Here is a 16,735-nt window from a genome sequence, read left to right as displayed (position 1 = left end):
GTTCGATTCCCATCGATCGCCCTAATGAAGACTCAGCAGATTTCTGTTGAGTCTTTTTTGTTTACGGAATAGCCTTTTGTTCTGATTGAGAAGAAGCTATTCACGTAAGTTAGCATATTCTATTTTTGTTTTAAATGCGTTTTTATATTAAAATGACAAGGATGAATGATAGGAATGAGAAAAGAGGAAAAATGATGAATGATACACAAGAAACGATGAAAAAGATTAATAAGTTTCGGGATGAAAGAAATTGGCGTCCATTTCATAATGAGAAAGATTTAGCGCTATCTATTTCGTTAGAGGCAAATGAATTACTAGAAATCTATCAATGGAAAACCTCTGAGGAAGGCAATTTAGACCAAGAACACCTGAAAGAAGAAATTGCAGACGTATTGATTTATAGTTACATGTTAGCAGATAATTTAGGCTTTGATATCAATGAAATTATTGCTGAAAAATTAGATAAAAATGCTATTAAATATCCCAAGCCTACAAAATAATAAAAATTTCGTTTAAGCTTATTTTCTATGTACTAGCGTTGATAAAAGTTAAAATTTTGAGAAAAAAAGTAATTTATTAAGAGTTATTTTTTTGTTTAAAAATTGAACGTCTCTGTTAAAATTTTTAATTTAACACATCATTTTAAGACAATGAGTGCTGATTCAAACTAGTAACCTAGCAGGGAAAGTGATATAGTATTTCTGAACATCTTTGAAGGGAGTTATTTGATGAAATATCAAAAACCAAAAGGAACCATGGACATCTTACCTGGAAATTCTGCTAAATGGCAATATATAGAGGATACTGCACGTAAAGTCTTTGGTGAATATAATTTTAGAGAGTTACGCACACCAATTTTTGAACACTTTGAAGTAGTAGCTAGAAGTGTGGGGGAAACAACAGATATCGTAACTAAAGAAATGTATGATTTTTTTGATAAGGGAGAACGTCACATTACTTTGCGCCCAGAAGGTACGGCTCCTTTAGTTCGTAGTTATGTAGAAAATAAATTATTTGGCCCAGAACATATTAATCCCTTTAAAGGATACTATGTAGGTCCCATGTTTCGCTATGAGCGACCTCAAGCGGGGCGTCTACGTCAATTTCATCAGATTGGTGTAGAAGTAATTGGTAGTAAAAACCCAGCTACAGATGTAGAAACGATGGCAATGGCGCTAGATTTTTATCAAAAATTAGGCGTAAGTCAAGTGAAGTTAGTGATTAATACTTTAGGAAATAAAGAAAGTCGCTTGCGTTATCGCGATGCATTGATTGCTTATTTAGAAACTGTAGAAGAACAATTAAGCGAAGATTCTAAACGTCGATTACATCAAAATCCATTACGGGTATTAGATAGTAAAGATAAAAAGGATAAGGCAATTGTTGAAAATGCACCTTCTATTTTAGATTATTTGGATGAGTATAGTGCTACTTTCTTTAATGAAGTAAAAGGTATGTTAGATGCTTTAAATATTCCTTTTATAGTCGATCACCGGATGGTTCGCGGTCTAGACTATTATAACCATACAGTTTTTGAAATTATGAGTGAAGCTGAAGGTTTTGGCGGCGTTTTAACAACGATTTGTGCTGGTGGACGTTATGATGGCTTAATTAGTGAATTTGGAGGCCCAGTTGATAAAGATACTGGTTTTGGTTTTGCATTGGGAATAGAACGAGCTTTGATTGCCGTTGAAGCTGAAGGAAAGGAAATCCCTGTCGATGAAAGTATCGACGTTTACGTGGCCTGTATGGATCAATTAGGCAATGTTTTAGCACAAGCTGTAGCCCAAAGTGCTCGTCATGCAGGTTTAACCTGTGAAAGAGATATCGATTTCCGTAAATTAAAAGCGCAATTTAGAACGGCTAACCGTCTAGGGGCTAAACTAGTGGTGGTTATCGGTGATAATGAAGTGGAAGAACAAAAAGTAGTGATTAAAGATATGGAAAAAGGAACAGAAGAAAAAGTTGCCGTTTCCCATTTAAATGACTATTTTAAAAATTACAGTAATTAACAAAAAAGGCATGCACCATCTTAAATACAGATGGTACATGCCTTTTTATTTACTTTGTATCTTCATTACGATAAAAGCGAATGTTATCTTTAATAGTGGCAATACTAAATGGTAAAGGATCATTAAAAGTTGTTGTAGCGTCGTAATCTACTGCTTCTTTAAACATTTCTTCATATTCAAAAACAGAAAGCTTAGTGCGATTTGTTAATAAAGATTTGTGATGATCAGGGAGTAATTGTTTTTCATAGCCTGGTTGCAGTGTTCCAGTAAAAAATTGCGAAACAGCACCTGAGCCATAACTGAAAAGTCCCAATTTATCTCCTGCTTGTAATGATGTACTGTTTTCTAACAGAGAGATGAGTCCTAAATATAAAGAACCAGTATAAAGATTTCCTACTTGCCGACTATAAGTAATACTTTCTTCATAACGGGCTAAAAGACGCTCTTGATCTTGTGGTGTAGCTTTGGGTAAAACAGCTTGTAGAGCTTTTCGCCCCATTTTGGTATAAGGAATATGAAAGGCCAGTGCTGCAAATGTATCAAAACTTTCCTGGTAAATTTCTTCATAACGTGTATAAACTTTTTTAAAAGAATTGATATAAGTTTCATTTGATAATGGACCATCTACTAGCGGATAAGCATGTCCTGTTGGTCGCCAAAAATCATAAATATCTTGCGTTAAGTTCACAGTATCCTCACTTAAGGCTAATATTTTTGGTTCACTACTAATAATCATCGCTACAGCGCCGGCTCCTTGTGTTGGTTCACCGCCGTTGTTTAAACCATACCGAGCGATATCAGCAGCAATCACGAGTGCCTTACTTTTAGGATGTTGTCGAATGTGATTTTTAGCTGCTTCAATTCCTGCAGTTGCTCCATAACAGGCTTCTTTTATTTCAAAAGCGCGAGCAAACTCTTGAATCCCCAATAGGCGATGTAAAATGACTGCACTTGCCTTAGATTCATCAAAACTTGATTCAGTTCCAACTATAACTAAATCAATAGCTTCTTTATCTTCTTTAGTTAAAATGTTGCTGGCAGCATTAGCAGCGTAAGTAACAATATCTTGGCTACTTGGACCAATTGCCATTTGTGACTGCCCAATCCCGATTAAATACTTCCCAGGATCAACTGCCCGTGCTGTTGCTAATTCAGCCATGTCAACATAGTATGGTGGTACAAAAAAACTAATTTTATCTATTCCAACCTTCATAAACAAACCCCTATCTTAAAATTTTTCTTTTGATGTGTTACTTTTGCAGTCATATTTGCTATTATAAGGTAGCATAAAAAAAGGTTTTTGACGAAAAAATTATTTTATAATTTAAAGTTTATTTAAACTTTGGATTCTAAATGGTCAGAATTAGTTAAGGTTATTTTTTTTTTATCAAAGAAATGATATATTCCCTAATGGAGGTGCTACATTTGAAAAGAATAGTTATTGTTGCTGCCTTGCGCAGTCCAATCGGAAAGTATAAAGGGGCTTTAGCCCAATATAGTGCTGTTGATCTAGGTACTACAGTTACTAAATCTTTATTATCACGTTATCCTGAAGTAAAAGCTGATATTAAACAAGTTATATTTGGTAATGTCTTACAGGCTGGAAATGGTCAAAATGTGGCAAGACAAATTAGTCTAAATAGTGGCTTACCTTATGAAGTTCCAGCAACAACTGTTAATGAAGTATGTGGTTCTGGCATGAAAGCTGTTATTATGGCTTGGCAAAGTCTGCAATTAGGCCAAGGAGAAGTTGCCATTGCAGGGGGAACAGAAAGCATGACCAATGCTCCTGAATTGCGCCATTTTAATTATGAAACAAATGAATATGGTGAACCACTATCAGCGATGATTGTGGACGGTCTAACCGATGCCTTTAGTCAAAAGCACATGGGGCTTACTGCTGAAAAAGTGGCGGAAGATTTCCAAGTTTCCCGTCGTCAACAAGATGAATTTGCTGTTTTTTCTCAAAAAAAAGCAGCCCAAGCACAAGCAAATGGTGCCTTTGAAGCAGAAATTGTGCCGATTCAAACCAAGATAGGCATGATGAGCCAAGATGAAGGAATAAGAGCAGATAGTTCTGTTGAAAAGTTAAGTCAGCTACGGACCGTTTTTAAAGAAAACGGGACGGTAACAGCTGGTAACGCTTCTACCATTAATGATGGGGCGGCTGTTTTATTGCTGGCTACTAAAGAATATGCAGACAGCCACAACTTGCCTTATTTAACTGAAATATGTGGCTTTAGTGAAGTTGGAATCGATCCTGCTATTATGGGAGTATCCCCAATTAAAGCGGTCACTGAATTATTGGCGACTCAAGAAAAAACGGTGGCAGACATCGATTTATTTGAAATTAATGAAGCTTTTGCTGCTTCTTCTGTAGCGGTAGAAAGAGAACTAGGCTTAGATCACAATAAAGTGAATCAATACGGTGGGGGTATTTCTTTAGGGCATGCCATTGGTGCCACTGGAGCCCGCCTGTTGACGACTCTTAGTCATCAGTTACAACAAGAAGATAAAAAGTATGGGGTAGCTTCTTTATGTATTGGTGGTGGGTTAGGTTTAGCGATGCTACTTAAAAGTCCTAACCAAAATATTCAAAAAAAAAAATTCTATCAAATGAGTCAAACTGAGCGTTTAGATAAGTTACAAAATGATGGCAAGCTGACTGCGAGTCAAACAGCCGAACTACAAAAGACTGCATTAGATTCCACTATTGCCAATCACATGATTGAAAATCAAATTAGTGAAACACAAACGCCAATGGGCTTGGCATTAAATCTGGTGGTAGATGATAAAGAGTATCTCGTTCCGCTTGCAACAGAAGAACCTTCAGTTGTTGCCGCTTGTAGTTATGGTGCAAAAATGGCAGAAAGCTTTAAAACTGTGATTAAAGAACGATTATTACGAGGTCAAATCGTTTTTTATGATGTACTGGATGCAAAAAAATTAATTACATGGTTGGAACAGAATCAATCATTGCTATTTGACGTTGCTAAGGAAAGTTATCCTTCGATTGTCAAACGCGGGGGTGGGCTAAAAGAAGTCAGCTGGCGTCAAATTGAAAATTATCTTTCGGTTGATTTAAAAGTAGATGTAAAAGATGCCATGGGGGCTAATATTGTTAATGGTATTTTAGAAGGTGTTGCCACGAAATTACGCACAGTTTTTCCGACAGAAAACATTCTCTTTAGTATTTTAAGTAACTTAGCAACTGAGTCTTTAGTTGAAGTAAGTTGTCAGGTGCCAGTTAGTAATTTAGCCAAGGGCGGAAATGGCTATAAAGTGGCAGAAAAGATCGTTGTAGCAAGTGACTATGCTAAAAAAGATCCATATCGTGCTACTACTCATAATAAGGGAATTATGAATGGCGTGGATGGTGTTATTTTAGCCACTGGAAACGATACGCGAGCAGTGGCAGCCGCAGCCCATGCCTATGCAGCTCGTAATGGCCAATATGAAGGCTTAAGTGAGTGGCAATTAGACGGTGAGTATTTGAAAGGTCGCTTAGTTTTACCACTTGCAATTGCCACTGTCGGTGGTGCAACAAAAGTCTTACCAAAAGCCCAAGTTGCGTTAAATATTTTGGATGTTTCTGATGCAAAAGAATTAGCAGCAGTGGTCGCCTCAGTAGGATTAGCTCAAAACTTAGCGGCGTTACGAGCTTTAGTATCAGAAGGTATTCAAAAAGGCCACATGGCATTACAATCACGTTCTTTAGCAATGACAGTTGGCGCTAAGGGAAGTGAAATCGCAATAGTTAGTCAGGCTTTGCAAAAAGAAGCAAAGATGAATCAAGCAACAGCAAAGAAAATTTTAGCACAACTACGCCACAAGTGATAATGGGTTAAAATAAAGAACAGGTCACTTCAATGTGACCTGTTCTTTTTAATGTAATGAGCTGTGATTGAAAGTAAAACTTGTTTATTTTACTTTTTATTAGCGGTCCGAAACAGGAGTTGCTGCAAAAGCCTCAATAATTGGAATGACTTCTGTTTTCAATTTGTATTTTCGATCCAACGCTTTTTCAATTGTAAATGCGTCACTATCTTTTGCCACAGTAGCTAATAGCCGTTCTTCTTTTGGCGTTTTTTCGATAACTTCATAGTGATCGCCAGTGGTTTTAACTGTAAATTTAGGGAAGCTTTCAATTTTTTCTACAAAATTAGCGACCGTCATGGCATCGTGGTTCGCTTTTTTCTCATCATGAACTTCAGCAACATTGTTTTTTTCAGTTTCTTTTTGTGGTGTTGCTTGTTTAGTATCTGGTTCTTCTACAACTTCTTGGCTGTCTGCAGCGGTGGTACTTGACAATCCTTGTGGTAAGTTCGGTTGTAGGTAAGAAGCGATACTGTCAGCTAGATTGGTACTAAAGCGATCCAATAATCCTTTTTCTTGTTTTTGAATCCGTTTAACCACGGTATTGAAATTTTCATCCATTGGTACAGTGAATTGTTGGACCTGTTGGCCATTGTTAAAGGCTACTGTCATATCGTCTTTTTTCTTCGGATCGATGAAAATATCCAAGCTTAAATTATAATCTCTTTTGGCTTTTGAAACGATCTCGTTGAATAATTGTAAACGGACTTGTTCAAAATTAGGACGAAATTGTTTTAATAATTTTTGTTTTTGTTTCTTCTTCATAAATATCTCCTTTTCTGAATTGAGTTCTTTATGATTATAAGAAAAGTTAGCGTAAATGAAAAGCAATAATGTAAAAAAAGTGAAAATAAAGACAATGATTGCCAAATTTGTCGTAAAATATGACAACCATTGTCTTTATTATTGTTCCATTCCCGGTAAAATTAGGATTAAGTCACTATTTTTTTCAAATACTACCGAATAATTTTGAAAAGTAGTATAAATTGGAGTAGTAAAATAGTCGGAAATGGTCTTTTTAAATTGTGCTTGACGCCAATTTCTAGCTGGAAAATGTTGAACTTTTTTAGGCCAAACTAAGAAAACGAAATCAGAATGAATAGCGTTCAAAACTGCAGTGGGTAAATTTTGCAGCCGCTGTTGTACATTTTCTTCTGTCATCTTAAAAGTTTGCAGTATCAGGGTTTTTCGCTTTACCGACAACCCCATCCAATTGGTTAATAGTAGCCATTTCTTCTTCAGTTAATTCAAAGTCAAAGATTTCACTGTTTTCTTTAATTCGGTCGGCATGAACAGATTTTGGTAATGGTAAAAAGCCGTGTTGTAATGACCAACGAAGAGCCACTTGAGCAATTGATTTATTGTGATTAGCGGCAATTGTTTGCATTTCTGGAACGCTAAAAATTTTACCTGTGCCAAGAGGACTATATGCTTCTAATAAAATATCATGTTCTTGGGCATATTTCACGACTTCAGGTTGCAATTCACCAGGTGCTAAGAAAATTTGATTGACTTGTGGCATAATTTTAGCAGTCTTTTTTAACTCATCAAGGTGATGGGGTAAGAAATTGCTGACACCGATCGCTTTGATTTTACCTGCTTCGTATAATTCTTCCATTGCCTTCCAAGTTTGGGCGTTAGCTTCTTGCCAGTTATCTCTAAAGGTCACAGGATTAGGCCAATGTATTAAGAATAAATCAACATAATCTGTATCAAGTTCTTTTAATGATTGGGCGAAACTTTCCATTACTAAATCATAACTATGATTTTCATTCCATAATTTTGTAGTTAGAAAAATTTCAGAACGTGGTACACCACTTTCTTTGATGCCTTTACCGACACTTTTTTCATTATGGTAACCTTGAGCAGTGTCGATATGGCGATAGCCGGCTGCTAGCGCTGCTTTAACAGATTCTACCGCAACATCCCCGTCAGGAGTTTGCCAAGTGCCAAAACCGACTTTAGGGATTTTGACGCCGTTTGCCAGAGTGTAAGTTGATGTAAGATTTTCCATCTTTAAAGCCTCCAATTCTATTTGTTACTCTTAGTGTAGCGTAATTATTGATTTTTTTCTTTCATTTTGTTTTTAGTAAACAAATTTTCCTCTTTGCAGTATAATCAGCACCAGAAAAGAGGCAACTTCATGAAAAAGAGATATTGGTTAATGATAAGTGTGGTATTCGTCGCATTATTTATTATTGTCTGGCAGTTTATAGAAACACCTTTACCAGATAGTACCAAAGAGACAACTACAGTCTCCAGCATGTTGGTACAAAGTAATCCTTTAGTCAAGGCAGATATTAGCCAAATGGTTAATAAGGAGCATTTTAAAGGCGTGGTATTAGTGGTCAAAAACGGTGCTGTCATCAATCGTAGTGCTTATGGCTATGCCAATTTTGGTCGTCTCAAAAGAAATTCTAGCCGTTTGGCGTATCCAATTGCTTCATTACAAAAATTTATGACGGGTAGTTTAATTGCTCAATTAGTAGCCTCTGGAAAACTTTCTTACGATACCAAATTAGCAGAGTTTTATCCTGATCATCCAGAGCTTGCTGATATTAAAATCCGGCAACTTTTAGATCATACCTCAGGAATTCAAATGGCTGAAAGTAACCCTGGTAAACTACTGGGGTTAGAAGAAGATCAGCTAAACTATGTTTTAAGTGAGATTAACGTGGGAGAAGATCATAGTTTTCAATATACTAACGCAAATTATACTTTGTTGTCAGGTGTAATTAGTCAGCTGACAGGTGAAAAGTATGAAACTGTTCTGCAGAATAAAATTATTACACCACTGCATTTGAAACGTACATTTTCCTGGGAAAAGCGTCCGCCTAAAATGACATTACCAATTGCTTATTGCTACAAAGATGGTAAGGACTATCAAGATGATGCCTTTCACGCAGATAAAGCTCTTTTTTCTAGTTTATTAGGAGCAGGAAACTTATTTATGAGCATTGATGATATGCTGAAAGTGCAAGAAGGTTTAACAAATGGCAAAATTTTAACAGCCAAAGAGTATAAACAGTTAGCACAAATAGAAAATGCTGGTTACGCCGGTGGTATTTGGCATGATGAAGGACTAAAAAGCATTCATGGTTCACTGGGAGGTTATGATACTTTTGTTTACGGTGATGAAAGTAATCAAAACTTGGTTATTCTATTTGCCAATCAACCAGCTGTTGGCGGTGACGAACAGTTAGCAACAGAAATTTACGATTTTACTGTGGCACTTTAAATTATTTTAATGCGGTTAAATGAGGCTGAATTTTATCTTTTTAAGTAAAATCCATTTAAAAATAGCGGAAAGACTTGTCTTTTCGTTATTTTTTTCTGTAAACTAGAACAGAATGTTAATTTAAGAAAAGAGCGAAGACAATGGATATCTATTTAAAAAAAGCAATTTTGCATATTATTGATCGTCAAAGTGGCGATCCTGTGTACTCTCAAATGGAATTGGATCTAACGACAGAATATATTCGGGATTACTTAACAAAGAAAATTCAAAAACTAGCAAGTGCACAAACAAAAACGGGAAGTTTAGTGCCAGGTTCTGCTTTTGAGGCATTAGCAAGTCAAGCGCAAGATGATTTTGTCCAAGTATCTGAACAATTAGTCGCCCGTTGGTATGACGTTTACAGTCAAAGTGAAGATGCGCCTAGTGCGGATGTTTTTGTCGTTTTATATGAATTAGATACAAAAATGCAGTTGGCGTTTTTAAAAGTTAATTATAATGACGGCTTTACACATTTTGTGGATGCTACAGAAACAGGACTAAACAATCAACTTATTATTAATCGTGCGATTTTAGCTGGCAAAACACAAAAAGCAGATGAAGGGATTACTATTGACTTAACGGAGATGGTGTATGAATTAATTGAAAAGAAATATACTTTTTCTGGTGAAAAGGGGTTCTATTTTTCAACGCGGGTCATTGAAAGTCAACCCATCCCGTCACTGGAAGAAAATGTTAAAGTTATAAAAAAAGTAGCTGAAAAAATTGGCAAAAAATATGAAGCAGCAAGTCATGACATTGTCGCTGATGTAAAAGACGCTGTTTATGAAGCGATTGAAGAAAAAGGACAGCTAGAAGTAAAAGAAGTCGCACAAAAAGTTTTTAAAGACAATATTACCGCCCAAATGGCTTTTGAAGAAGAAGTCGTAGAGAAGGGCTTTGTCAACGAGGCACCATTGTTAAGAGAAGTAAAAGAGATTACCGAAAAAAAATACAGCAAACAAAAATTAAAACTTTCCAATGGTATCGAATTAATCGTACCTCTAGAAGTTTATCGCGACCCTAATTTAATTGAGTTTACTAATAATCCTGATGGCACAATTTCTGTGATGATTAAAAATGTAGAAGATGTGATTAATCGGTTATAAGTTAAAAGCTGTCGTTTTGAAGCGATGGCTTTTTTCTTTTGGCTTTTTTTAGTTGGAAATTTCAACTTATTTTGACCCAAGACATATCTTTTGACTTTGACTAAAATTGACCTATAATAAGAGTCAGATAAAAACTTATAAAAAGTAAGCAATTTACAAGCGTAAATTTTTTACAATTGTAAGGAAAAGTCTATAATAGATATCAGAGAGTCAGCAATGTTTGACCCGCTGATAATAATTATTGGAGGTTTTATTAATGGCAAAAGAACATTATGACAGAAGTAAACCACATGTTAATATCGGGACTATTGGACACGTCGACCATGGTAAAACGACATTAACTGCCGCAATCACGACTGTTTTAGGTAAAAAAGGATTAGCAAATCCACAAGATTACGCAAGTATTGACGCTGCACCAGAAGAACGTGAACGTGGGATTACAATTAACACTGCACACGTAGAATATGAAACAGAAAAACGTCACTATGCGCATATCGATGCTCCAGGGCACGCGGACTATGTTAAAAACATGATTACCGGTGCGGCCCAAATGGATGGTGCTATTTTAGTTGTATCTGCAACTGATGGTCCTATGCCACAAACTCGTGAACATATTCTATTAGCACGTCAAGTAGGGGTTAAGTATTTAATCGTCTTCTTGAACAAAACAGACTTAGTTGATGACGAAGAATTATTAGAACTTGTTGAAATGGAAGTTCGTGAACTATTAAACGAATACAATTTCCCTGGTGATGATATTCCTGTTATCCGTGGCTCTGCTTTAAAAGCATTAGAAGGCGACCCAGAACAAGAAGAAGTCATCATGAACTTGATGGACACTGTGGACGAATACATCCCAACTCCAGAACGTGACAATGACAAACCATTCTTGTTACCAGTAGAAGATGTCTTCACTATCACTGGCCGTGGTACTGTTGCTTCAGGTCGTATTGACCGTGGTAAAGTTAACGTTGGTGATGAAGTTGAAATTATCGGGATTAAACCAGAAACACAAAAAGCTGTTGTAACTGGTTTGGAAATGTTCCGTAAAACTTTGGATTATGGTGAAGCAGGCGATAACGTTGGGGTATTATTACGTGGGATTACTCGTGATGAAGTCGAACGTGGTCAAGTTTTAGCTAAACCAGGTTCAATTACACCACATACAAAATTCAAAGGTGAAGTTTATATCTTAACAAAAGAAGAAGGTGGACGTCATACTCCATTCTTTAATAACTATCGCCCACAATTTTACTTCCGTACAACTGACGTAACTGGGAACATTTCATTACCTGAAGGAACTGAAATGGTAATGCCTGGTGATAACGTTACAATTGAAGTAGAATTGATTCATCCAATCGCGGTTGAAAAAGGGACTACTTTCTCAATTCGTGAAGGTGGACGTACTGTTGGTTCAGGTATGGTAACTGAAATCGAAAACTAATTTTAGTTTCTTTTAAAGGCACGCTGCAGATTTGCAGTGTGTCTTTTTTTTTAGGTGGAATTTATTGTGACGATGAAATTTTACTTGAAGACTAAAGTAGTTCCTATATTTTTTTCATCCTAGTTATTTATATGCCTTATTAGAGGGCTAAAATAGATTATATAAAGTTAAAAACACAACAGAACACATTTTAAATTGTGAATTTTCATGTTAAAATGCCAAAGATGTGTGTTAAATGAGAGGAGTTGCCTAAAATGACAATTCAATGGTTCCCTGGACACATGGCAAAAGCCAAACGGGAAGTTACTGAAAAATTAAAGTTTGTCGATATTGTTTTTGAATTAGTTGATGCTAGATTACCACTATCTTCAAGAAATCCATTATTAGATCAAATTTTACAGCAAAAGCCACGCTTAGTGATACTAAATAAAGCGGACTTAGCGGATCCTGAGCAAACTCAAAAATGGCAAAATTATTTTGAAAATCAAGGATTTGCTGCCTTAGCTTTGAATGCTTTAGAAAATCAAGGGACTAAAAAAATTGTCGCTAAAGCCAAAACAGTTTTAGCAGCTAAATTTGCAAAAGATAAAGCGCGTGGGATTAAACCACGGGCCATTCGGGCTATGGTGATTGGAATTCCCAATGTCGGTAAATCTACTTTAATGAATCGTTTGGTAGGTAAAAAAATCGCCCAAACAGGAAATAAACCTGGGGTGACAAAAGGACAACAATGGTTGCGGTCTGGTAGCGAACTAGAGCTTTTAGACACACCAGGAATTTTATGGCCTAAATTTGAAGATGCTGAAATTGGTAAAAAATTAGCCCTCACCGGTGCGATTAAAGATCAGTTATTACATTTAGATGATATCGCATTGTATGGCTTGGACTTTTTTACGCGCTATTACCCTGGTCGTGTAGCCAAACGCTATCATTTGACGTTGGCAGATGAGGAGCTTCCCCTACCAGAATTACTAATGCTAATTACCGAAAAAAGAGGATTTCGAGATGATTATGATCGCGGGAGTGAGTTGGTTGTCGTTGAAATTCGTCAAAGTAAATTAGGACCGTTTACTTTAGATCGATATGAAGAAGCAGGAGCCTTTTATGAAAGCAGAAGCAATTAAAGAGATAAAATTAAAACTCGCAACATTAACAGATGCTCACGATCCTTATCTGACTATTTTAGCGGAGGATAAAAGATCAGGAGTGCAAAAATTATTGCAGCAATTTTATCGTCGCCTAGAAAAAGAACAGGCACTAAAAGATCAGTATTTTGAAATGACGCGTTTTGAACGAGAATTGTACCAAAAGGGGCACCGTTTTGTGGCAGGGATCGATGAAGTGGGTAGAGGACCTTTAGCTGGACCAGTAGTAGCCGCAGCCGTAGTCTTACCTGCGAATATTGAAATTTTAGGCTTAAATGATTCCAAGCAATTGTCAGCTAAAAAAAGAGCAGAATTGTACGCTGAAATACAAGCTCAGGCCGTGAGTGTTGGAATTGGTGTAGTAGATCACGAGGAAATTGATCGCATCAATATTTTACAAGCCAGTAAAAAAGCGATGCTACTTGCTTTAGAAGACCTGACAATAAAACCTAGTCATTTACTAGTCGATGCTGTCAAATTAGATTGTGATCTGCCGCAAGATAATTTAATCAAAGGGGATGCACGTTCTGTTTCTATCGCCGCAGCCAGTATTATCGCCAAGGAAATGCGGGATAATTTAATGAAAGAATACCATCAAATTTTTCCCTTTTATGCTTTTGACAAAAATGCAGGCTATGGAACAAAAGATCATTTAAATGGTTTGGCGCAGCATGGTATTTCACCAATTCACCGGAAGAGTTTTGCACCGGTAAAAAAATATTTATAAAAATTTTCCTTCTTTTTTGCGTATCTTTAGTTTGAAGATAAGTAGAAAGAAGGTTTTTTTATGAATAGAGAGTGGTTTTTATTAAAATTAGCTTTAGTTAAAGGTGCCGGTATCATTACGAAATGGCGTATTTTTGAATACGCGCAAAAGCAGAAATATTTTGATTTTACTGCCAGTGAATTGCGTCCATTTTTATCCAAAAGATGTGATATTTTTGTCTTTTGCAATGACTGGAATTTTTTGACTAAAGAAGTTTTGCAGCAAAAATTAAAGGGGCAAAAATACATTACACTGGATTCGCCACTTTATCCTGAACGCTTAAGACAACTTCCACAGCCGCCTTTTGTTTTATTTTATGAAGGTAAAATTGAATTATTACAACAAGAAAAAGTTATTGCTTTTGTCGGTTCACGTAATGTATCTGCCTATGGGCAAGAAATCGTTAAAAAATTTGTTCCACCTTTGTCAGTTCAAGGCTATACAATTGTTAGTGGCTTAGCAAAAGGGGTAGATAGCTATAGTCATTTAGCTGCCATGCAGTCTTTTGGAAATACCATTGGCGTTGTGGGGTGTGGCTTAGATATTTGTTATCCTAAAGAAGTTTTTTCAATTTATTGGGAAATGTTAAAAAAACAACTAGTGATTAGTGAATATCCATACGGGACACCGGTTAGAAAATATCATTTTCCTATGCGCAATCGAATTATTGCGGGGTTAGCACAAGCAGTATGTGTCGTTGAAGCGCGGGCCAAAAGTGGTTCGCTTACAACTGCGCAATTGGCACTTGATACAGGTAAAGAAGTTTTTGCTTTTCCAGGTGATATATTAAATGGACGTTCAACCGGTTGTTTACAGCTAATTCAAGATGGTGCGAAATGTATTATTTCCTTAAAAGATATTTTAGAAGAGATGCCAAATTTTGAGTAAGATTAATTGCCTTCCTTGACAAACATTTTTTTAATGGATATGATTACCTACGATTTGGTTACAAAATTTCAAGTATAATATAGTAGTAAAAATGTTAGGAAGGAGCCATCATTTTAATATGGCATATAAATATTTAGTAATTGTTGAGTCACCGGCCAAAGCCAAGACAATCGAAAAGTACCTCGGGCGAAACTATAAAGTCGTTGCCAGTGTAGGGCATATTCGTGATTTGCCAAAAAGCAAAATGGGGATTGATGTCGAAAATAATTATGAGCCTCACTATATTTCCATTCGTGGTAAGGGCGATGTTATCAAAAGTTTAAGAAGTGCGGCTAAAAAAGCGCAAAAAGTTTATCTTGCAAGTGACCCGGACCGTGAAGGAGAAGCAATTGCTTGGCATTTAGCTCATTTATTAAATCTTGATTTAGCAGATAAAAATCGGGTCGTCTTTAATGAAATCACAAAAGATGCAGTTAAAGCAGCATTTAAAGAACCGCGAACTATCGATTTAGATTTAGTTGATGCCCAACAAGCACGCCGAGTTTTAGACCGGTTAGTGGGTTACTCGATTAGTCCTATTTTATGGCGAAAAGTTAAAAAAGGTTTAAGTGCAGGTCGCGTACAATCTATTGCTTTAAAAATGGTTATCGATCGCGAAAAAGAAATTCGCCAATTTATTCCCGAAGAATATTGGTCAATTGATGGTAATTTTCAAAAAGAACGCAAAAAATTCAAAGCGAATTTTTGGGGTGTCGATGGTAAGAAGAAAAAATTACCCAATGCAGAAAGTATTAAAGAAGTCACTAGCCGGTTAGATGGGAAAGATTACGCGGTTACTAAGGTTGAGAAAAAAGAACGCAAACGTAACCCTGCCGCACCTTTTACCACCAGTAGTATGCAACAAGAAGCTGCCCGTAAGCTTAATTTTCGTACTCGTAAAACGATGATGGTAGCCCAACAGCTTTATGAAGGGATTGCTTTAGGTAAACAAGGAACAGTTGGTTTGATTACGTATATGCGGACGGATTCAAAACGAATTGCAGATTCCGCTAAAGCTGAAGCAGCTGAATTTATTGAAACAACTTATGGTAAAGAGTATTCTTCTCATAGCCACAAGAAAGTAAAAAACGCACAAGGAGCACAAGATGCCCATGAAGCGGTGCGTCCTACTAGTGTAATGCGGACGCCAGATGAAATGAAAAAATATTTGGATAAAGATCAATTAAAACTTTATACGCTAATTTGGTCACGTTTTGTTGCCAGCCAAATGACACCAGCTATCTTAGATACGATGAAAGTGACTTTAGAACAAAATGGCGTTATCTTTATTGCCAATGGTTCAAAGGTTAAATTTAAAGGCTTTATGCAGGTTTATGTAGAAGGTACAGATGACGGAAAAGAAGAAAAAGAAAATATTTTACCTGAATTGGTTGTCGGTGATGTGGTCAAAGCAGTTGATATTGAACCAAAACAACATTTTACACAGCCGCCAGCACGCTTTAGTGAAGCGACATTGATTCGGACTTTGGAAGAAAAAGGGGTAGGGCGACCTTCCACGTATGCGCCGACTATTGAAACGATTCAACGCCGCTATTATGTAAAACTCCAACAAAAGCGATTTGAACCAACTGAATTAGGGGAAATTGTGAATTCATTAATTGAAGAATTCTTCCCTCAAATCGTCAATGTGAACTTTACTGCTGAAATGGAAACAGATTTAGATAAGGTAGAAGAAGGTAAAGAAAACTGGATTAAAGTTGTCGATCGTTTCTACAAACCTTTTGAAGCTGAACTAACTACTGCGGAAGAAAAAATTGAAAAAATTCAAATTAAAGATGAACCAGCAGGCTTTGACTGTGATGTTTGTGGCCATCCAATGGTGATTAAATTGGGCCGTTATGGAAAATTCTATGCTTGTAGTAATTTTCCTGACTGTCGTAATACAAAACCCATCGTTAAAGAAATCGGCGTGACTTGTCCTGTTTGTCACGAAGGTCAAGTCATCGAAAGAAAATCTAAGAAAAACCGTTTATTCTACGGCTGTTCGCGCTATCCAGATTGTGACTTTACTTCGTGGGATAAACCAGTTGGTCGCGATTGTCCAAAATGTGGCCAGTATTTGGTGGAGAAAAAAGTCAAAGGCGGCAAACAAGTCGTATGTATTAATGGTGACTACGAAGAAAACGTGCAAAAATAAATCATACAAAAGGCTAGTAGCCAT

The 16,735-nt window shown here is 36.5% G+C and carries 14 protein-coding genes; 10 read left to right on the top strand and 4 right to left on the bottom strand.

The window, feature by feature from the left end; all coding sequences use genetic code 11:
* The first annotated feature begins 194 nt into the window (after window positions 1–194).
* Window positions 195–500 carry a nucleotide pyrophosphohydrolase gene (locus RU96_RS11005; protein WP_071865566.1) on the top strand — a complete coding sequence of 102 codons (306 nt, stop codon included), beginning with the start codon at window positions 195–197 and terminating at the stop codon, window positions 498–500.
* Window positions 501–728: 228 nt separating this feature from the next.
* On the top strand, window positions 729–2,012 hold the full coding sequence (gene hisS, locus RU96_RS11000; protein ID WP_071865565.1) for a histidine--tRNA ligase: 1,284 nt from the start codon (window positions 729–731) through the stop codon (window positions 2,010–2,012).
* Between the two features lie 49 nt (window positions 2,013–2,061).
* Here the strand turns inward: hisS and RU96_RS10995 are convergent, their stop codons facing one another.
* Window positions 2,062–3,225 carry a hydroxymethylglutaryl-CoA synthase gene (locus tag RU96_RS10995; RefSeq protein ID WP_071865564.1) on the bottom strand — a complete coding sequence of 388 codons (1,164 nt, stop codon included), beginning with the start codon at window positions 3,223–3,225 and terminating at the stop codon, window positions 2,062–2,064.
* Between the two features lie 212 nt (window positions 3,226–3,437).
* Between RU96_RS10995 and RU96_RS12710 the strand changes: the two genes are divergently transcribed.
* Window positions 3,438–5,849: a hydroxymethylglutaryl-CoA reductase, degradative gene (locus RU96_RS12710; protein WP_084035491.1), complete on the top strand. Its 2,412-nt coding sequence runs from the start codon at window positions 3,438–3,440 to the stop codon at window positions 5,847–5,849.
* Between the two features lie 99 nt (window positions 5,850–5,948).
* Here the strand turns inward: RU96_RS12710 and RU96_RS10985 are convergent, their stop codons facing one another.
* The 3 genes from RU96_RS10985 to RU96_RS10975 all read right to left on the bottom strand — a co-directional run bounded on the left by RU96_RS10985 (window position 5,949) and on the right by RU96_RS10975 (window position 7,902).
* Complete coding sequence (locus RU96_RS10985; protein WP_071865563.1) at window positions 5,949–6,653, bottom strand: hypothetical protein; 705 nt, start codon at window positions 6,651–6,653, stop codon at window positions 5,949–5,951.
* 138 nt (window positions 6,654–6,791) lie between these two features.
* The gene (locus RU96_RS10980; protein WP_071865562.1) at window positions 6,792–7,049 is read right to left on the bottom strand and encodes a hypothetical protein; all 258 of its coding nucleotides are present in this window, start codon (window positions 7,047–7,049) and stop codon (window positions 6,792–6,794) included.
* Window position 7,050: 1 nt separating this feature from the next.
* Complete coding sequence (locus tag RU96_RS10975; protein ID WP_071865561.1) at window positions 7,051–7,902, bottom strand: aldo/keto reductase; 852 nt, start codon at window positions 7,900–7,902, stop codon at window positions 7,051–7,053.
* Window positions 7,903–8,031: 129 nt separating this feature from the next.
* Here RU96_RS10975 and RU96_RS10970 point away from each other — a divergent pair, with 129 nt between their 5' ends.
* From RU96_RS10970 to topA, 7 genes are all read left to right on the top strand, one after another.
* Window positions 8,032–9,126: a serine hydrolase domain-containing protein gene (locus RU96_RS10970; protein WP_071865560.1), complete on the top strand. Its 1,095-nt coding sequence runs from the start codon at window positions 8,032–8,034 to the stop codon at window positions 9,124–9,126.
* Between the two features lie 140 nt (window positions 9,127–9,266).
* Entirely contained in the window at window positions 9,267–10,271 is a 1,005-nt protein-coding gene (locus RU96_RS10965; RefSeq protein WP_071865559.1) for a nucleoid-associated protein, read from the top strand.
* Window positions 10,272–10,527: 256 nt separating this feature from the next.
* Complete coding sequence (tuf, locus tag RU96_RS10960; protein WP_071865558.1) at window positions 10,528–11,715, top strand: elongation factor Tu; 1,188 nt, start codon at window positions 10,528–10,530, stop codon at window positions 11,713–11,715.
* A gap of 254 nt (window positions 11,716–11,969) precedes the next feature.
* A complete protein-coding gene (gene ylqF / locus RU96_RS10955) occupies window positions 11,970–12,839 on the top strand; it encodes a ribosome biogenesis GTPase YlqF (RefSeq protein WP_071865557.1) in 870 nt (289 codons plus the stop codon).
* A complete protein-coding gene (locus RU96_RS10950) occupies window positions 12,820–13,587 on the top strand; it encodes a ribonuclease HII (RefSeq protein ID WP_071865556.1) in 768 nt (255 codons plus the stop codon). The genes ylqF and RU96_RS10950 overlap by 20 nt, the downstream gene beginning before the upstream one ends.
* 60 nt (window positions 13,588–13,647) lie before the next feature.
* A complete protein-coding gene (gene dprA / locus RU96_RS10945) occupies window positions 13,648–14,514 on the top strand; it encodes a DNA-processing protein DprA (protein WP_071865555.1) in 867 nt (288 codons plus the stop codon).
* A gap of 118 nt (window positions 14,515–14,632) precedes the next feature.
* On the top strand, window positions 14,633–16,711 hold the full coding sequence (topA, locus tag RU96_RS10940) for a type I DNA topoisomerase (protein WP_071865554.1): 2,079 nt from the start codon (window positions 14,633–14,635) through the stop codon (window positions 16,709–16,711).
* Window positions 16,712–16,735 lie beyond the last annotated feature (24 nt).

Origin of the sequence: Enterococcus canintestini (assembly GCF_001885735.1) — a bacterium.
In the GTDB taxonomy this organism is placed as follows: Bacteria; Bacillota; Bacilli; order Lactobacillales; family Enterococcaceae; genus Enterococcus_C; species Enterococcus_C canintestini.
This window is presented reverse-complemented; position numbering and strand designations above follow the sequence as displayed.